Below are 17,679 nucleotides of genomic sequence, written 5' to 3' on the forward strand. Positions count from 1 at the left end.
TCAAGAGCATATTTCAACAGAAGTTTGAAGGAACTTTTGGTGGAGAAAGACGTTAGAGATGCTTGTCGTAAGACTTTAACTGGAATTAACACTGCCATACCAACCCTAGAGGGCCTTTAAAGCGTTATCTTTAGGATTCGAAAGTATTTAATATGAAAAGACTCATCTTAGTCACCATTGCCGTTCTGGCTTTTACGGTATCAAAAGGCCAATCAGAAGAAAATCAACCCGAATTCAGAAAAGCTGCAGAGAAAATCACTGCGCTTCTTTTTCATTTGGAAAATAGCTACGTAGATAGTGTAGATCTTGATGATCTCGTGGATGACGCGATAAGGGAGGTTCTTGGAGAACTGGACCCACATAGCGTTTATATTCCTGCTGAAGATGTAGCTCGAGCGAATGAAGGGCTAGAAGGCAATTTTGAAGGAATCGGTATTCAATTCAATATTTTAAGAGATACAATTACGGTTGTTTCCCCTATTGCGGGAGGACCAAGTGAATCCCTAGGGATTATGGCCGGTGATAAAATCGTGAGTATTGATGGCGAAAACGTAGCGGGTATTGGCGTCACCAATAGCGATGTTACATCAAGCCTTCGCGGAACCAAAGGAACGGAAGTAACCGTCGGTATACGAAGAAGAGAAACAAATAAAGTGCTCATTTTTGACATAGTGCGGGACGAAATACCACTATACAGTCTCGATGCCTCATACATGGCTACGGATAAAATCGGCTACATCAAGATCAACCGTTTTTCGAAAACGACTATGGATGAGTTCCATGTAGCTCTCAAATCCTTAAAAGAACAAGGCATGAAAGACTTGGTGCTAGACTTACAAGGAAATGGTGGAGGTCTTTTGGAAACGAGTCGTCAATTGGCAGATGAGTTTATCAGCTCAAGTAAAATGATCGTCTACACAGAGGGAAGAAGTTATCCGAAAAGAGAAATGGTTGCTACTTCCAAAGGTGAATTTGAAGAAGGCAGACTCATAGTACTAACCAATGAAGGTTCAGCAAGTGCGTCTGAAATCGTTTCAGGAGCTGTCCAAGACTGGGACCGAGGCTTGATAGTTGGGCGAAGAACATTTGGTAAAGGATTGGTTCAACGACCTATTCCTCTTCCGGATGGCAGTTATATCAGGTTAACCACACAGAAATATTTTACTCCAAGCGGGCGCTGTATCCAAAAGCCTTATGATGATGGAATGGAAGCATATTACCGAGAAAAATTTGATCGCTATGAGAATGGTGAACTTTGGTCGCTGGATAGCTTGGATTTTCCGGACTCCTTGAAGTATTCTACCGAGAATGGCCGAGTGGTTTATGGCGGAGGTGGAATTGTTCCTGATGTTTTTGTTCCCTTGGATACAATGGCATCTTCGGATCTGAACAATGACCTGATCCGAAAAGGGATAATGAATTCATTTGCGATTACCTACACCAATAAGCAGAGAAAAAAACTACTGAAAGAGTTCGCGAATGTCGAAGCCTACATAAAAGGATTCGACATCGACTCAGCCATTTCGGATCTTAAAGACTACGCAGCCAAAGAGGATGAAGAAATAGATTGGAACGAAGAAGACTTCGCAAGATCGAAGGAGATGATTGCGGGGAGATTAAAGGCTCTCATCGCGCGAAACTTATGGGATTTTAGCGCGTACTACCAAGTATTCAATCCTTATTGGAACACTTACAATAAGGCCATTGAAATACTCAAGGAGAACGACTACGACGAATTTAAACTCGCCGATACGCGGTTTTAAAAACAGAGAGTTCGAATTCTGATATTCAATTTTATACCTTTGTAAACTTAACTTAGAAAACAATTGTCATGAGTGAAAACTTAAAAACAGGATTGCTGGTTTTTATAGCAGCACTATTAGTTGTAAATACAGTCATATTAGTAACAGATGATGGTCCATCATACGTTGATCCTAGTGCTGACAGAGCCTCTTTTGAAAGAACAGCAGCTGTTTCTGCAAACAATGCCAAAGAAAAGAAAGTAGCTTTAGATAAAGCCAAGGCGGTAGATCCTTTAAAGACTACAGCTTCTAAAACTGCACCTGCAGGTCCGGTGACTACGATGGAGTTTACTGAGACTGCACATGATTTTGGAACAATTCTTCAAGATTCAGAAAACACCAAAGTTTTTGCGTTTACCAATACGGGTACAGAGCCCTTGATAATTGAAAATGCCAAAGGATCTTGTGGATGTACGGTACCTGAATATCCGAAAGAGCCGATTCCTCCGGGAGAGACTGGTGAGATCAAGGTCGTTTATAAGCCTGGTAAACAAAAGAATGCTCAAAGCAAAAACGTTACCATCACTGCCAATACATTGCCTGAGAAGTCAGTATTGACTATTTCAGCGAATGTAAAGGAGGGTGGAATCTAATACCTCAACTATTGAACAAAAAAAGCGCCGACTGTTGTCGGCGCTTTTTTTTTTGTCATTTTTCAATACTTAAACGTGAGCCGCAAGCCAATCTCCTACTTCACTTGTCTTATAGGCTTTTCCGTTTTCCGCGAGATCTTCCGTCACTATGCCTTCAGTCATTGATTTATTGACTACCGCTCTGATGGCCTCAGCTTCGTCTTTGAGCCCGAAAGCCATTTCAAACATCATTGCAGCTGAAAGAATCGTAGCCAAAGGGTTAGCAATGTCTTTTCCGGCAGCTTGAGGGTATGATCCATGGATAGGCTCAAAAAGAGATGTCTTTTCACCTAAAGATGCTGAAGGCATCAATCCCATAGAACCTGAGATCACGGAAGCTTCATCGGTTAGAATATCACCAAACAGATTTTCGGTAATCAATACATCATAAGAATTGGGCCACTGCACCAAACGCATGGCTACGGCATCTACAAATTCATAAGATACTTCTACTTCAGGATACTCCTTTTCCATTGCCTGAACAGTCTCCCGCCACAATCGTGAGGATTCTAAAACATTAGCCTTGTCAACACAGCAAAGCTTCTTTGACCTCATCATGGCTGATTCAAATCCCTTTTTGGCCAATCTTCTGATTTCGACACGCGTGTAAGTGCAAGTATCAAATGCCGTATTACCATTGTCTTCTCTACCGCTTTTACCAAAATAGATACCACTTGTCAATTCCCGAAAAAAGATCAAATCCGTGCCTTCAATTCGCTCGCGCTTCAAGGGAGATTTGTCTATTAAGGATGGAAAGGTAAAAGTTGGGCGAACGTTGGCATATAAGCCGAGCTTTTTACGCATTTTCAGCAATCCTTGTTCAGGGCGAACTTTTGCGGTTGGATCATTATCGAATCTTGGATGACCTATAGCGCCAAAAAGAACAGCATCTGCAGATGCGCAAATTTCGTGGGTATCATCAGGATATGGATCGCCAACAGCATCAATTGCTGCAGCTCCTGTCAAAGCAGATTTCCAATTGATTTCATGATCGAACTTCTTTGCGATGGTGTCTACCACTTTTACAGCTTGTTCAATAACTTCAGGACCTATTCCGTCTCCTGCCAATAAGGCGATATTCATTTTCATCGTTGCAATTGTCTATTCTTGTTCTTTTGGAAAAATAATATTGAGCATTTTCTCTGCAGCTACTATGGCAGATACCGTTTCGTCAGTATCCAGACCCGTAGTCATGAACTCTTCCTCGCCGTCTTTCCATGTTATTTGTGTTTCGGCCACAGGATGACTTCGAGTTCCGGGAGCAATACGAGCTGCGTAGTTAATCAGCTTGGGTAACCGAACATTTCTACCCTTATAAATCTTGTGTAGCGCATTCATAAACGCATCGAACTTCCCGATACCTTGTGAACTTTCTTCAAAAAGTTCTCCGTCGATTTCTACACTCATTGTCGATGAAGGCTTAAGTCCCATGGCTTGCATCAGCACATACGACTTCACAAAAACCTTTTTCTCATATGTATGAGATTGCAAGACATCTGAAATAATGTAGGGTAGATCTTGGGTCGTAACGACCTTCTTTTGATCACCTAACTCCACGATTCTCGTCGTTACTTTCTTGACTTCTTCATCGCTCAAGGTCAGCCCGAGCTCTTCGAGATTCTTGGTGATGTTAGACTTACCCGATGTTTTACCGAGGGCGTACTTTCGCTTTCGGTCAAATCTTTCAGGCATCAGATCGTTGAAATAAAGATTGTGCTTACTATCCCCGTCCGCATGTATACCCGCAGTTTGAGTAAATACATTGGCGCCCACAACAGGCTTGTTTACAGGAATGGTAAATCCTGAAAAGGAGGAAACCGTTTTACTGGATTCATACAAATGTTTCTCTTCTACATTGGTATGGATTTCGGGCATAAAATCCTTTATCGCGGCAATACAACTTGCCAACGGAGCATTACCTGCACGTTCTCCCATACCGTTTATCGTAAGGTGAATTCCATGACATCCGGCCCGAAGAGCCTCCATAACGTTGGCTACACTCAAACCGTAATCGTTATGGCCATGAAAATCAAAATGAGTATCAGGATACCTTTCTACAATCTCCCGGAGATAACTTAAAGTCTCTTCAGGAGATAGAATTCCCAATGTATCCGGCAGAAGTATTCTCTTTATCGGCTGAGTAACCAGAAAATCAAGATCCTTAAAAACATACTCTCGAGAGTTTCGCATCCCGTTGCTCCAATCTTCCAAGTACACATTCGTTTCAATCCCTTTTCCTTCTGCCAAAGCAACAATCTCTGCGACATCGGCAAAATGCTGCTCAGGAGTTTTCCTCAGTTGATGTGTCAGGTGGTTCAAAGAGCCCTTTGTGAGCAAATTCTGGACACGAGTCCCTGCTTCTACCATCCAATTGAGAGACGCTCCTTTATCCAAAAAGGTCAGCACCTCAATTCTCTCAAGACAATCATTCGCTAAAGCCCACTCAGATATGCTCTTCACTGCATTAAACTCTCCTGCAGACACTCGAGCTGAAGCTATTTCAATACGATCCACCTTCAAATCTGTCAAAAGCAATTTGGCCAAGGTCAATTTCTCAAGGGCTGTGAAGGATACTCCGGGTGTTTGCTCACCATCCCGCAACGTGGTATCCATTATTTCGATGGTTCGTGCCATGATTATCTACACTAGTTCGGTTAGAAGGGAGTGCTTGAAGCAAAATCTTTGATCTCACCTTCGAGATTCAGCAGATAGTCGATGTCGTCAAAACCGTTCAGGAGATTCTCTTTTTTGTATTCGGTGATTTCGAACCCTTCTGAAATGCCGCTGCTGACAATGGTAATTCTTTGATTTGGAAGACTCACCTCAAATATTGAATCAGGATTTGCCTCTATATCGGTAAATATCTTTTCAAGAAACTCGGGGCTTACCTGAACGGGCAGAACACCGATGTTCAAGCAGTTGTTTCTGAAAATATCAGCAAAAAAGCTGGAAACAACGCATCTGAATCCATAATCGTAAATAGCCCAAGCGGCATGTTCTCGCGAGGAACCTGAACCAAAGTTTTTGCCTCCTACTAAAATCTTCCCGCTGTATTTGGGATTGTTGAGTACAAAATCAGCTTTTGGTGAGCCGTCTGAATTATATCGCCAGTCTCTGAAAAGATTTTTGTCAAAATCCTTCCGTTCAGTAGCCTTTAAAAAACGTGCAGGAATAATTTGATCTGTATCTACATTCTCAATAGGTAGAGGAACTGCAGTACTTTCTAATAAATTGAATTTATCGTATGCCATGATAGTAGCTTAAATTTTTGAGAATAGAGAGTTTGCTAAGCAATCTCGGCTTGCATTAACTCTCTCGGATCGGTTACTTTACCAGTCACAGCAGCTGCTGCTGCAACCAATGGACTAGCGAGTAGGGTTCTGGAACCAGGGCCTTGACGGCCTTCAAAATTTCGGTTCGAGGTACTCACAGCATATTTCCCTGGAGGAACTTTGTCGTCATTCATTGCTAAACAAGCCGAGCAACCGGGCTCACGCAACTCGAAACCGGCCTCGTGCAAAATATCCAAAATACCCTCTTCTTTGATGGCATCTTCTACCCTGTGCGATCCGGGAACCAACCATGCCGTTACATTTGGAGCTTTTTTCCTTCCTTTCACTATCGATGCGAAAGCTCTGAAATCTTCAATTCGGCCGTTGGTACAGCTACCTAGAAATACAAAGTCGATGGTTTTGTCAATCATAGACTCTCCTTCGTTGAAATCCATGTAAGCCAATGATTTCTGATAGGAACTTACGCCCCCTTCCACAGTCGACGCCATCGGAATCCCATTAGAAATCCCACCACCCATACCTGGGTTGGTCCCATAGGTGATCATAGGTTCAATATCGGAAGCATCGAAATTTATCTCCTTATCAAAAACGGCATCCGTATCTGAATGCAGGGTATTCCAATATTCCATTGCACGATCCCACGCAGCTCCTTTTGGAGCATACTCGCGCCCTTTGATGTACGAGAAGGTTTTCTCGTCGGGAGCAATCATTCCACCCCGGGCGCCCATTTCAATACTCAGGTTGCATACGGTCATTCGGCCTTCCATAGTCATATCTTGGAATACCTCACCTGCATACTCTACAAAGTATCCGGTAGCTCCTGATGTACTGAGTTTTGAAATAATGTAAAGAGCCACATCTTTTGGGGTAACGCCAAAACTCAATTTACCATTGACATTAATGCGCATGCTCCTCGGCTTTGGCTGCATGATGCACTGTGTTGCCAATACCATTTCTACTTCAGAAGTTCCAATTCCAAATGCAATAGCACCAAAAGCACCATGAGTTGAGGTATGTGAATCTCCGCAGACTATGGTAGCACCGGGAAGCGTTATCCCTGCTTCGGGTCCTATAACGTGAACAATACCATTCTTTTCATGCCCCAACCCCCAATAAGGAATACCATGCTGAGCCGCATTGGTCTCTAAGGCTTTGAGCTGATTGGCCGAAAGAGGATCCTTTACAGGAAGGTGTTGATTGATCGTAGGAGTGTTGTGATCGGCTGTAGCAAAGGTGCGTTCAGGGTATAAAACGGGAATCCCTCTTACTTTCAGGCCAAGGAATGCGACCGGACTGGTAACCTCGTGAACAAGATGGCGATCGATAAAAAGCACGTCGGGCCCTTTGTCTATCTTCTTTATCACATGAGAATCCCATACTTTGTCAAATAGTGTATTACTCATAAAACGATTGGTTGATGGAACAGGCTAATTTAGACAGCAAGATAATTAAACGCTAAAATAGTAATACTTCAATCTGGTTTTAATCAATATTTCACTTTCAGCATGCAATTAGTGAAATATTCCCATCATAGAGTGTCGCACAAACACTTATTCGAACTGATTTTGGAGTTTACACACTCATGAATCGTATAGAAGAAACGATTCATTTGTTCTGATTATGAAGAATTGGAAAGGGCAATTTCGAAAAACCACTCACAGAAAAACAACCTACTCCATGAGTTTGTCAATACGCTCAGCAAGTTTTCGGTCCTTTTCTGTCACGGTATTACCAGCATCGTGCGTGCTCAGATTTATCTCTACTTTATTGTAAACGTTGTTCCAATCAGGATGATGACCTAATCGTTCAGCTTCAATGGCAACCCTAGTCATGAATGCAAAAGCTTCCGAGAAGTTTTTGAATTCAAATTGTCGGGTGAGCTTATTGTTTTCTTCTTTCCAATCAGACATATTATTTTGCATTTAGGGGTTCTTCACTTGACTCGGATGTCTCTAATTCAACCTGGTCTTCATAAACCAATTTCATTTCCTCGACTAAGTGTCCCGCTCCGGCAAACTTATCGATGATGAAGAGCACGTACTTGGCGTCGACCATGATATTTCGACAAATCTCAGGGTTGAACATGATATCGCTCATTGTGCTTTCCCAAGTTCTATCGAAATTAAGTCCGACCAATTGTCCCTTTGCATTCAATGCGGGACTCCCTGAGTTTCCGCCAGTGGTATGGTTCGAACCTAGAATGCAAACTCTCAGCTCGCCGTCGGTAGCGTACTGACCGTAATCTTGGTTATTGTAAAGTTCCAATAGCTTTTCGGGAACATCGAACTCTTTATCGCCCGGAATGTATTTGTAATAAATCCCTTCCAGGGTCGTGTAGGGCTTATAGGCCATTCCATCTGCGGGCTCTGAGCCTTCCATTTTTCCATAAGTCAATCGAAGGGTGCTGTTGGCATCGGGCCAATAATCCTTTTCGGGAAATAGCTCCATGGTGAGGCGAACATAGTCCTTCATCAATTCATCTTCCTGTAACTTGAATAGGCCGTATGCGCTCCTCACCTGTTCATTGTAGTTATCCAATAACTCTTGAGCCATCAAGTAAAAAGGATCTTGAGCGAGCGTTTTTGAAATCTTTTTTCCCGATTTCTCGAGAAGCTCTGCTAACTCTTCTCGATTGTCGAATATACTTAACTCATAAATTTCATTTGCCAATTCGGGCCAATCGTCTCCGGACTTGTCAGCCATTTGGGCTAAGGTGGGACTCATCAATTCTTCAGGACATCCGGTAATAAAGATGGAAGATTGAGCCCTAAAAATTCCCTGATCTACCGAGGCATCATAGTTCTTGTAGAAACTATCCATGGATTTCGACAATTTCTCCAACTCCCCTTCAATTAATCCTGCTGTTTCCAAGCTGTCGTAGTTTTCAATGAGGTTATTAAAGTTGGTAGAAAAACGAATCAACTCAGGTCCGTAGTAGAAATACTCGATCAGGTAATCTCTCGCCAATTGGTATTTTTGATTCTTCGCGTAAAGCGCTGAAACTCTATCCAAGAGGTCGCTGTACTCTTTGTCATTGCTTTCAGAAAGCCTCTTTAAAAATTCTGCCTCCTGCTCTTTCTTTTTATCCAGCGCTCTGAATCTTTCCAGCCCCATATTCTGGCCTATCCACTTCTTGTAGCCGTTGCTAATGCGGGATTGCTTCGCTGCATACTTAATTCGGTTCGCATCTGAAGCTTCCATTGCTGCATCGATAACTCCAAGGCTGGCCTCCCTCATGGCCAATCGAACTGGATTTTGAACATTAGTTACATAATCTACAGCGTCGCTTGTGAGGTATTGATAAGTAGTTCCCGGAAATCCAAAGACCATCGTGAACTCACCGGGCTCCACACCACTCATATCAATTTCCAAACTCGCTTTCGGCTTGTAGGGGATATTTTCTTCCGAATAATCTGCAGGCTTATTGTAAGGTGAGGCATAAATACGAAACAGAGAGAAGTCACCAGTATGACGCGGCCATTCCCAATTATCAGTATCACCGCCAAACTTTCCAATGGCAGATGGTGGAGCACCGACCAGACGGACATCATTAAAAGTTTCTGTAACGGTCATGTAATAGGCGTTTCCATAGAAAAAAGGCTTTACCTCGGCTCCATATTGGGTTCCGTTTGTCGCTATTTGCTCCAACCGCTTGGCCTCTGCAGCCAGTGCTGCGTTTCTCTCCATACCCTCAAGTGCACCTGCCGCTTCCATCATGGTCTCGGTCACGTCTTCTATTCTAACTACAAAAGTTGCCGTAAGCCCCGGATTTGTTAATTCCTCAGAACGATCCATAGCCCAAAAACCATTTTTCAGGTAATCATTCTCTAAGGATGAATGGTATTGAATTTGGCCATAGCCGCAGTGATGATTGGTAAGGATAAGCCCTTCTTCAGAAATCACTTCGGCAGTACATCCACCGCCAAAAAGGACAATCGCATCTTTCAAGCTACTCTGATTGATGGAGTAAATCTCTTCAGCTGATAGCTTCAAACCTGCATCATGCATGTCGTCAATTACCAGTTTTGCCAAAGTACTTGGCACCCACATTCCTTCGTGAGCCGAAGCTGTTGCAAAAAGAAATAGTACCGGAAGTAAAAGTATTCTGTAGCGTATGCTCATTCTTGATCTTGTTTAATTCGTTTTGATTTGAAAAGGAAATACCAGAGACCATAGAGGAATCCAATTCCCAAAAATATGGGTAGCAAATGAAATTCAGCTTCTTCTCCTGGTTTTTTGGGCTTCATTGTATCAGCAACATATCCAACTATCGGTGCCAGTACCATCAGAACGCCTGCAAACAAAAAGATGTAGTCAAACGCGCTGTCCATAGCCATAGCAGTTCGATATAGTGGAGATTTGACAAACTCCTCATACTTCATATCAGCATGGGAGGACGCTCTAGACCGAGGGCTATTTGGTGTAGGATTCTTTCTTCTCGGGTCAGCACTCTTCCTGCGGCTACGCTGAATGGCCTCCTGAACCATGGCGTCACGCTTCATGAGTATCTCATAGGCCTCATTCACCCTGATAAAACTAGCTCGGGTTTCAGTGGTGCCACTGACATCGGGATGATATTTTTTGGCCAAGGTCCGATAAGCCGATTTAATTTCGGCATCAGAAGCTCCTATAGGCAATTGGAGAACGCGGTAGTATTTATCAAAAAAACGCACCAGGCGAAAGTTAAGAAAACGATAGAGTGAGTAAGGTTAATTCATCATCTTGTGGCGAAATTTGTACTTTCAACCGACTCTTGAAATTATTCATGCGCCGATTTCTACTTCTCTCAATCGTTTTTTTGTTCAGCGTATTGTCTTACGGGCAACATCGCTTTGTAGAGAACAAAGGACAATGGAACGAAAAAGTTCAATTCAAAACAGAAATTGCCGGTGGTAACCTATACTTGGAAAACGGCAAGCTGACTTTTGATCGTTACGATTCAGAGGTAGTTTCAAAAGTGTTTGGTGCACATCGCGGGGAAACTCTCATCCCTCCTCCAAAAAAATTAGATTGCCATGCGTACCAGATGAACTTCGTGGGTTCGAATGAAATTTTGCCGAAAGGCGAAAAAGCATTCAAAACAAAATACGCCTTCTATCTGGGCGACCGATCCGGTAAAAACGCACTTGCTTTCGAAGAAGTGATTTACTCAAATCTCTACGAAGGAATTGATTTGAAAATCCACTCCAAAGCGAATTTGAAATACGACTTTATTGCAAAAGCAGGTTCAGACCCTTCTCAAATTCAAATCGTGTATGACGGGGTAAAACCGAAATTAAAAGGTGATGGAAAACTGGAATTGAACACTTCAGTTGGAAAAGTGATCGAGTCAGAGCCTTTTGCTTATCAGATCATAGGCGATCAAATTATAAGAGTAGAGTGCATATATCATTTGGAAGGAAATACCGTCTCTTTCCAATTAGGCGAGTACGACGTAGGACAGGAATTAATTATCGACCCTGAGCTGATTTTCAGCACTTATTCGGGTTCTTTCAGCGATAACTTTGGCTACTCAGCTACCTTCGACCAAGAAGGGCACCTCTACTCAGGGAGCACCTCTTTTGGTACGGGATACCCTGTCACGACGGGAGCTTACCAAGCTGATTGGGCGGGAGGAACCGGAGCAGGGACTTTGGCAGGTACTGACATAGCGCTCTCTAAGTTCAATCTGGAAGGAACAGACCTGGACTACAGCACCTACTTAGGTGGAAGTGGTGATGAGTTGCCTCATAGCCTTATTACAGATAGTTTGGGACGACTCTACTTATTGGGAACCACCGGATCTGATGACTACCCAACTTCAATCGATGCCTTTCAAACGGATTTTCAAGGAGGAGACCCAACTGTTTTGGGCGGAGTAGGAATAAGCTACAGCGAGGGTGCTGATATCATTTTAAGTGCACTAAGCGCAAACGGCCAAGACCTGATCGCGTCCACATTTGTGGGAGGAACGGAAAACGACGGAACGAATACGGCGACCTCCTTAAAATACAACTATGCCGACGAAGTAAGAGGTGAAATCGAAATTGACGAAGATGGAAACATCTTGGTCGGAAGCTGCACGTTTAGCAGTGATTTCCCAACCACTTCAGATGCCATTCAAGAAGATTTAAACGGAAATCAAGACGGAGTCTTTTTTCTTCTGAATCCCGCCATGACCGAACTACTCACATCAACCTACATAGGGGGAAGCGGAGCAGACGCTATTTATTCCATCTCTTTTTCAGGAAATACGGGTGTAACACTAGGCGGCGGAACCACCTCATCAGATCTTCCCATTCCCGCAGAAGCTTACAGACCGACCTATTCGGGTGGGCAAGCCGATGGATTTGTGATTACCACTGACGAATCTGCCACGACCATACTTTCGGGGACCTATATTGGAACGGATTTTTACGACCAAGTCTATTTTGTAGATAGAGATGACGCGGGTTCTGTTTACCTCTTTGGTCAAACGGAATCGGAAACCAACGAGCTGTTTTTTAATGCTGATTATGGCCAAGAAGGTACAGGTATGTTCATTTCTAAACTCGATCAAAATCTCGAATCGGCCAACTTCAGTACAACCTTCGGAAATGAAGTAGGCGTACCACCACTATCGCCGGTAGCTTTCGCTGTGGATCTTTGCAATAGAATTTACATCTCCGGCTGGGGTGGACTCCCTACAAATAGCCAAGGTACTACAACCGGCCTTGAGGTGACGGATGATGCCTTTCAATCCACCACCGATGGTCGCGATTTCTATTTCATGGTCTTGGAAGACGATGGTAACGCCCTCACTTTTGCTTCATTTTATGGAGGCAGCACAAGTGGCGAACACGTAGATGGAGGAACGAGTCGATTTGATCGAACGGGTAAAATCTATCAAGCCGTTTGTGCGGGTTGCGGAGGCAATGATGATTTTCCTATTGCTCCGGCAAATGCACTGAGTCCACTAAACAACAGCTCCAATTGCAATTTGGGAGTTGCCAAAATCGACTTTGACCTACCGCTCATCTTCGCTGATTTCGAAGGTCAGGGAGAATGTCTGCCAAACCCGATCACTTTCGAAAATACCAGCGACACCTTCTCGGGTTCCGAGGCGAGCTACCAATGGTTTTTCCCAAATGGCGACATCATTGAAGACGAGGACGTCACCTACCTCTTTGACACGCCGGGAGAATACGAAGTCACTTTGGTAGCCAACGACCCACAGGCGTGCAACCTCACAGATACAATCACTCAAATTATTAATGTTTACTCGCAGTTGATTCTTGAAATTCCCGATACGCTGATCTCTTGCGACGAATCCACTTTCACCATCCAGGCCGTTACTAATGGCTCTGCTACCTCTTTTACTTGGGCAGAGGATGAAGACCTGAACAACATTATTCTTCAAGGCCCTATTGACAGTACACTCACCATAACGATTACTGAACCAACTACGGTTTACCTTGAGGTGGACAATGGCCTTTGCACCGATCTGAGAGCCGTATTTTTGGCTCCACAAATTGATTTAACCCTAAGCATAGGCGATACCCTTCTGTGCAACACCAATGAATTGGAAGTAAGCCTTGAGACCAACTATTCAAATGCAGAAATAGTCTGGAATCCTGATGAGTTTATCGGCAGCGGTCAAGGGACTGAAACAGCTGTTTTCACTACCGAAACTTCACTCAATATAGGTGTTACCTTGACCAATGAATTCGGATGCACGAATTCCGCCGAATCTCAAATCAACTCTTTTGACATTGCCCTCGAGGTACCTGATGATACACTCGCTTGTTTTAATGATCCGCTTACGCTGGTAGCAAGCAGTTTCGGCACAGCCGAGTCATTTACCTGGTCTGATGTTTCTGATTTCAGCAATGTGTTGAACCCATCAGGAGATAGCTCCATTACCGTGACCCCAGGAGCTACAGGACTCTATTACATTCAAGTAGAAAACAATGGCTGCATTTTGAATGACGTAGTAATCGTGAGCTTACTTGAAGCAGGAACGACTTTATCAGCTCAGCAGTACATCTGCCAAGGAGATACAGCTCGACTCTTTGTGAGTAATGACTTTCCAAACAATCAATTGACCCATGAGTGGGAGCCTGAAGAATTGATTATTTCAGGAAACGGAACAGCTGCAATAGCTGCAATAATTGATGAACCGACCACTTTTACCGTAATTAGTTCTACTCAGTTTAATTGCTCTGTAGAAAACAGTCTGACGATTCTTACTTCGCCGCTGGGTGGCGAAGAAATCAGCGCAATGGCGGAACCCGACATTCTCACATTGGGCGAAAGCAGTCAGTTGAGTGTCTTTCCTGATAACAGCGAATACTTTTACATGTGGGAGCCTCCCACCTATTTGGATAATCAGAATCTGAACGATCCTGTGAGCACCGCCGAAGTGTCGATCACCTACATTGTCACAATTACGGATGCTAACGACCTTGGCCTCTGCCAAAAATCAGACACCGTTACTATCCTGGTCTTTGAATCTTTTTGTGGCTCGCCCAATATTTTCGTTCCAAATGCCTTTACGCCAAACGGCGACGGGGAAAACGATGTTTTATTCGTTAGAGGTGGAGGCATCACCGATTTGACCTTTTCGATCTTCAATCGATGGGGAGAAGAAGTTTTTAAAACCGAAGATCAATCTGTAGGTTGGGATGGAACCTACAAAGGAAACCCTGCAGAGCCTGCCGTTTTTGTTTATCAACTCCAGGCAATTTGTGATGATGGAGACACGTATTCCGAAAAAGGAAACATCACATTGATTCGTTGAAAAAACTACTGCTCATAGCGCTCATTGCCTTCACCCTTTCGGGAAAAGGACAGGACGTTCACTTCTCTCAGTTCTTCTTTTCACCTCAGCTGCTCAGCCCGGCTGAGATAGGAAATTTCGATGCGGAGTATCGGCTTAACGCCAATCAAAAAACCCAATGGCGAGAAGTAAGTCGCCCTTACTCTTCCTTTGCGCTGATGGGAGATGGAAGTTTCGACTTCCTTCCGGAAAATATATCCGTGGGCGCAGTGATCATGAACGATAACGCCGGAGACTCACGCTTCAACACCTTTAGCTTTTTGATTGGCGGAAGCTATCGCTACGACATTAAAGATGATGGTAGTCATCAACTGAGAGGTGGACTCCAAACGGGAATTACGCAGATCAAACTCAACTACGACGACCTCGAATTCAACAATCAATACAATGGTGTAATCTTCGACCCCAACCTATCGAATGGTGAAGACTTTGCACGAAATTCTCGCTGGTTTCTAAACTTGAATTTTGGGCTTTCATACCAATATGCCCCTGAACCGAGAAAGACGGCCACTGTGGGTTTTGCCGGACACAACGCGAACTCTCCGAGGCAGTCATTCTTCAATGATACGGGCATTCAACTCCCGTTTCGATCATCCGTTTATGCGACTGCCGACTGGAAAATAAACGAAGACATTGATGCCCTCCCTTCTTTTCGATGGATGGATCAAGCCACTTTTACGGAAGTGATTTTCGGAACGGGCGCACGCTACCGATTGATCGACGAGCGAAATCTCTATCGTGCCATCTTTGCAGGATACTACGGTCGCTTTGGTGATAGCGGCATCGCCATGATAGGTGGAGAAATCGATGCATGGCGAGTAGCTGTGAGCTACGACATCAACGTTTCAGATCTGGAACGCTCCAGCCGAAACCAAGGTGGATTCGAATTCAGTCTTCAATACCTCTTCGGGAGAAGAGTGGAAAACAACGCCTTCCGACACAAATACTGCCCCGTCTTTTTATGAAAAACAGGATCGTCATTTTCTTTTTGCTTTTCGCAACAAGCATTTTCGGCCAAACGCTTGAAGACTGGATGATGCTGGGAGATCAGGCAATGGAGGAAAATGATCCCTACGGCGCCTTACGTTATTACAAAACGGGAATGGAGTTGGACAGCATGAAGGGCACACTGATTTACAAGGTGGCTGAGGCCTATCGTGGCGTCCAAAATTATCAGAAAGCAACTTATTACTACGACAAGATTTTCAGGCGAGATCGAGGAATGATCTTCGATGATGTTGGTATGAAGCTCGCCGAGATGCAGATGCAATCAGGAAAATATGCCGAAGCCAAAATCAACTGGCGACGTGTGCGCGATCAGTTCCGAGACGAGCCTAACAGCTATACCTATCAGAAGGCCACCCAATCGATTCGCTCTTGCGATTTGGCCGAAAAATGGTCGGCAGAACCAAAGCCTTTTGAACTGACAGGTGCCGGTGATCCCGTAAACTCGGGCGACAGCGAATTCGGAGGAAATCGGCTTAACGACGGAAAGCTCTCCTTCACCTCCCTAAGGGGAGAATACGATGGCGAAGGTCGCTTGGAAAGCGAGGCTTATTTTATCAAAAGTTACGTAGCCGATTCAAATTTAGCGGAGGTGCAGCCATACCCTATTTCCTCCATTGACTTGAGCGCCAATTATGGAAACTTAGTTGAATCGAACCAAGGGCAAAAAGCCTTGGTGATGATCGACGATCAGGGACAACGGAGTATCCATTTTTACGATGGTTTAATATGGAGGAAGATCCTTCCTAATGTCGAATCTGACACGAGCAATTACACCCATCCGGCATTTGGAAGATTCGGTGACCTGGAGGTGCTCTATTTCGCATCTGACAGAAGAGATGGTTTCGGTCAGTATGATTTGTGGTTTGTTGAACTTACAAAGCCCGATGACCTCACTAACATGGGCCCCGTAATCAACACCCCGGGAAATGAAGTCACTCCGTTTTACCGTACTGATAATGACATTCTCTTTTTCTCTTCAGACTGGCACCACGGTTTTGGCGGATACGACGTATTTCAGGCGCCCTATTATGAAGGAGAGTTTAGTTTCCCCGAAAATCTGAAGGCTCCATTCAGCACTCCTTCCAACGACCTTTATTACAGCTTCAATCCGTCAATAAAGAAAGGGAGCCTGACCTCCAATCGCGTGGGAGAAGATGACTTCGGTGGTTGCTGCAACAATTTGTTTTTATTCGAAGAGAAAGAGATTATTGAAGCCGACACGCTACCTCAAATCGCTACACTCGAAGACCTGAATAAATACTTACCGGTAACGCTCTATTTTCACAACGATGAGCCCGACCCTCGCACGAGAAACAAGGAAACCGACAAGGACTACTTAGAAACGTATCGCGACTACATCCAGCTCCTCCCCGCTTACCGAGATGAGTACCGTGCTGGCTTGAATCAATCCGACGGAGATCAGGCTGAAGAAGCAATGGATGATTTTTTCTTGAACGAGATTGATCAAGGTGTTAATGACTTGGCTCTGTTCAGCGAATTGTTAAAAAGAGAATTGGAAGAAGGCGCTCAAATTGAAATCACCGTAAAAGGATTCGCCAGCCCACTAGCCGCTACCGATTACAATGTCAACCTTACGCAGAGACGTATCTCCTCCTTGGAAAACTATTTGAGGAATTACGAGCGAGGTTCCCTTCACTCTTTCCTCGATGAAACTGCAGAAAATAGCGGGCTACTGAGAATATCTAAAATTCCTTTCGGTGAATACGTAGCCGAAAAGCTGGTGAGCGATAATCCCAATGAGAGCAACGCAGTTTATAGCATTGCTGCCGCAAAAGAGCGAAAAATAGAAATCGTTTCCGTGACCAGAGCCACCGAAGATTCCAGTCTCGCAGAGGTTCGATTCGAAAGTGAAATCATAGATTTGGGATCCGTAAACAAAGGCGACTCGGTATCTTTCCGTTTCGACTTTGAAGTAGTGAACGCCAAACCGTTTGCTATTGATTCAGTTACGAAAAGCTCCGAGGTAGAATTCCCAATTATCGAGGAATATACTCAAGGCACACATTCCATAAATGGAATTTTGGTGGTAAATGAAATCGAAGGAAAACAGAATACAATCATCACGCTATTTGGAAACCTTCCCGGGCGAAAAAAACAACTCAACCTGACTTTCGAAGTAGAATAGA

At 44.0% G+C, this 17,679-nt stretch carries 11 protein-coding genes and 1 pseudogene; 5 read left to right on the plus strand and 7 right to left on the minus strand.

The features are described 5' to 3' along the window. Positions 1–152 precede the first annotated feature (152 nt). A complete protein-coding gene (locus tag O3Q51_13010; protein ID MCZ4409735.1) occupies positions 153–1,763 on the plus strand; it encodes a S41 family peptidase in 1,611 nt (536 codons plus the stop codon). 68 nt (positions 1,764–1,831) lie between these two features. Next, complete coding sequence (locus O3Q51_13015; protein ID MCZ4409736.1) at positions 1,832–2,395, plus strand: DUF1573 domain-containing protein; 564 nt, start codon at positions 1,832–1,834, stop codon at positions 2,393–2,395. 69 nt (positions 2,396–2,464) lie between these two features. On the opposite strand, the gene leuB is transcribed toward O3Q51_13015, so the two are convergent. The 7 genes and pseudogenes from leuB to O3Q51_13050 all read right to left on the minus strand — a co-directional run bounded on the left by leuB (position 2,465) and on the right by O3Q51_13050 (position 10,400). Further along, positions 2,465–3,523 (minus strand): 3-isopropylmalate dehydrogenase, encoded by a 1,059-nt coding sequence (gene leuB, locus O3Q51_13020; GenBank protein ID MCZ4409737.1) that lies wholly within the window; start codon positions 3,521–3,523, stop codon positions 2,465–2,467. Positions 3,524–3,535: 12 nt separating this feature from the next. Further along, a complete protein-coding gene (locus tag O3Q51_13025) occupies positions 3,536–5,071 on the minus strand; it encodes a 2-isopropylmalate synthase (protein MCZ4409738.1) in 1,536 nt (511 codons plus the stop codon). Between the two features lie 17 nt (positions 5,072–5,088). Continuing rightward, complete coding sequence (leuD, locus tag O3Q51_13030; protein MCZ4409739.1) at positions 5,089–5,685, minus strand: 3-isopropylmalate dehydratase small subunit; 597 nt, start codon at positions 5,683–5,685, stop codon at positions 5,089–5,091. Positions 5,686–5,720: 35 nt separating this feature from the next. Next, entirely contained in the window at positions 5,721–7,130 is a 1,410-nt protein-coding gene (gene leuC, locus O3Q51_13035; protein MCZ4409740.1) for a 3-isopropylmalate dehydratase large subunit, read from the minus strand. Positions 7,131–7,397: 267 nt separating this feature from the next. After that, positions 7,398–7,637, minus strand: coding sequence for a 4a-hydroxytetrahydrobiopterin dehydratase (locus O3Q51_13040; protein ID MCZ4409741.1), 240 nt, complete (start codon positions 7,635–7,637; stop codon positions 7,398–7,400). A gap of 1 nt (position 7,638) precedes the next feature. Further along, positions 7,639–9,849 (minus strand): S46 family peptidase, encoded by a 2,211-nt coding sequence (locus O3Q51_13045; protein ID MCZ4409742.1) that lies wholly within the window; start codon positions 9,847–9,849, stop codon positions 7,639–7,641. A gap of 380 nt (positions 9,850–10,229) precedes the next feature. Beyond that, a pseudogene (locus tag O3Q51_13050) lies at positions 10,230–10,400 on the minus strand (DnaJ domain-containing protein). A 92-nt stretch (positions 10,401–10,492) separates the two neighbouring features. Between O3Q51_13050 and O3Q51_13055 the strand changes: the two are divergent. From O3Q51_13055 to O3Q51_13065, 3 genes are read left to right on the plus strand one after another with little or no spacing between them, the layout of a single operon-like run. Next, a complete protein-coding gene (locus tag O3Q51_13055; protein MCZ4409743.1) occupies positions 10,493–14,485 on the plus strand; it encodes a gliding motility-associated C-terminal domain-containing protein in 3,993 nt (1,330 codons plus the stop codon). After that, positions 14,482–15,489: a PorP/SprF family type IX secretion system membrane protein gene (locus O3Q51_13060; GenBank protein ID MCZ4409744.1), complete on the plus strand. Its 1,008-nt coding sequence runs from the start codon at positions 14,482–14,484 to the stop codon at positions 15,487–15,489. The genes O3Q51_13055 and O3Q51_13060 overlap by 4 nt, the downstream gene beginning before the upstream one ends. Further along, positions 15,486–17,678, plus strand: a complete 2,193-nt coding sequence (locus O3Q51_13065) for a hypothetical protein (GenBank protein ID MCZ4409745.1) — start codon at positions 15,486–15,488, stop codon at positions 17,676–17,678. The genes O3Q51_13060 and O3Q51_13065 overlap by 4 nt, the downstream gene beginning before the upstream one ends. Position 17,679 lies beyond the last annotated feature (1 nt).

It is taken from the genome of Cryomorphaceae bacterium 1068 (assembly GCA_027214385.1).
Classification (GTDB): domain Bacteria; phylum Bacteroidota; class Bacteroidia; order Flavobacteriales_D; family Cryomorphaceae; genus JAKVAV01.

Coding starts and splice junctions, on each gene's coding strand:
- O3Q51_13065 (MCZ4409745.1), top strand. CDS start 15,486: ATGAAAAACAGGATCGTCATTTTCTTTTTGCTTTTCGCAACAAGCATT.
- O3Q51_13055 (MCZ4409743.1), top strand. CDS start 10,493: ATGCGCCGATTTCTACTTCTCTCAATCGTTTTTTTGTTCAGCGTATTG.
- leuC (MCZ4409740.1), bottom strand. CDS start 7,130: ATGAGTAATACACTATTTGACAAAGTATGGGATTCTCATGTGATAAAG.
- leuB (MCZ4409737.1), bottom strand. CDS start 3,523: ATGAAAATGAATATCGCCTTATTGGCAGGAGACGGAATAGGTCCTGAA.
- O3Q51_13010 (MCZ4409735.1), top strand. CDS start 153: ATGAAAAGACTCATCTTAGTCACCATTGCCGTTCTGGCTTTTACGGTA.
- O3Q51_13040 (MCZ4409741.1), bottom strand. CDS start 7,637: ATGTCTGATTGGAAAGAAGAAAACAATAAGCTCACCCGACAATTTGAA.
- O3Q51_13045 (MCZ4409742.1), bottom strand. CDS start 9,849: ATGAGCATACGCTACAGAATACTTTTACTTCCGGTACTATTTCTTTTT.
- O3Q51_13015 (MCZ4409736.1), top strand. CDS start 1,832: ATGAGTGAAAACTTAAAAACAGGATTGCTGGTTTTTATAGCAGCACTA.
- leuD (MCZ4409739.1), bottom strand. CDS start 5,685: ATGGCATACGATAAATTCAATTTATTAGAAAGTACTGCAGTTCCTCTA.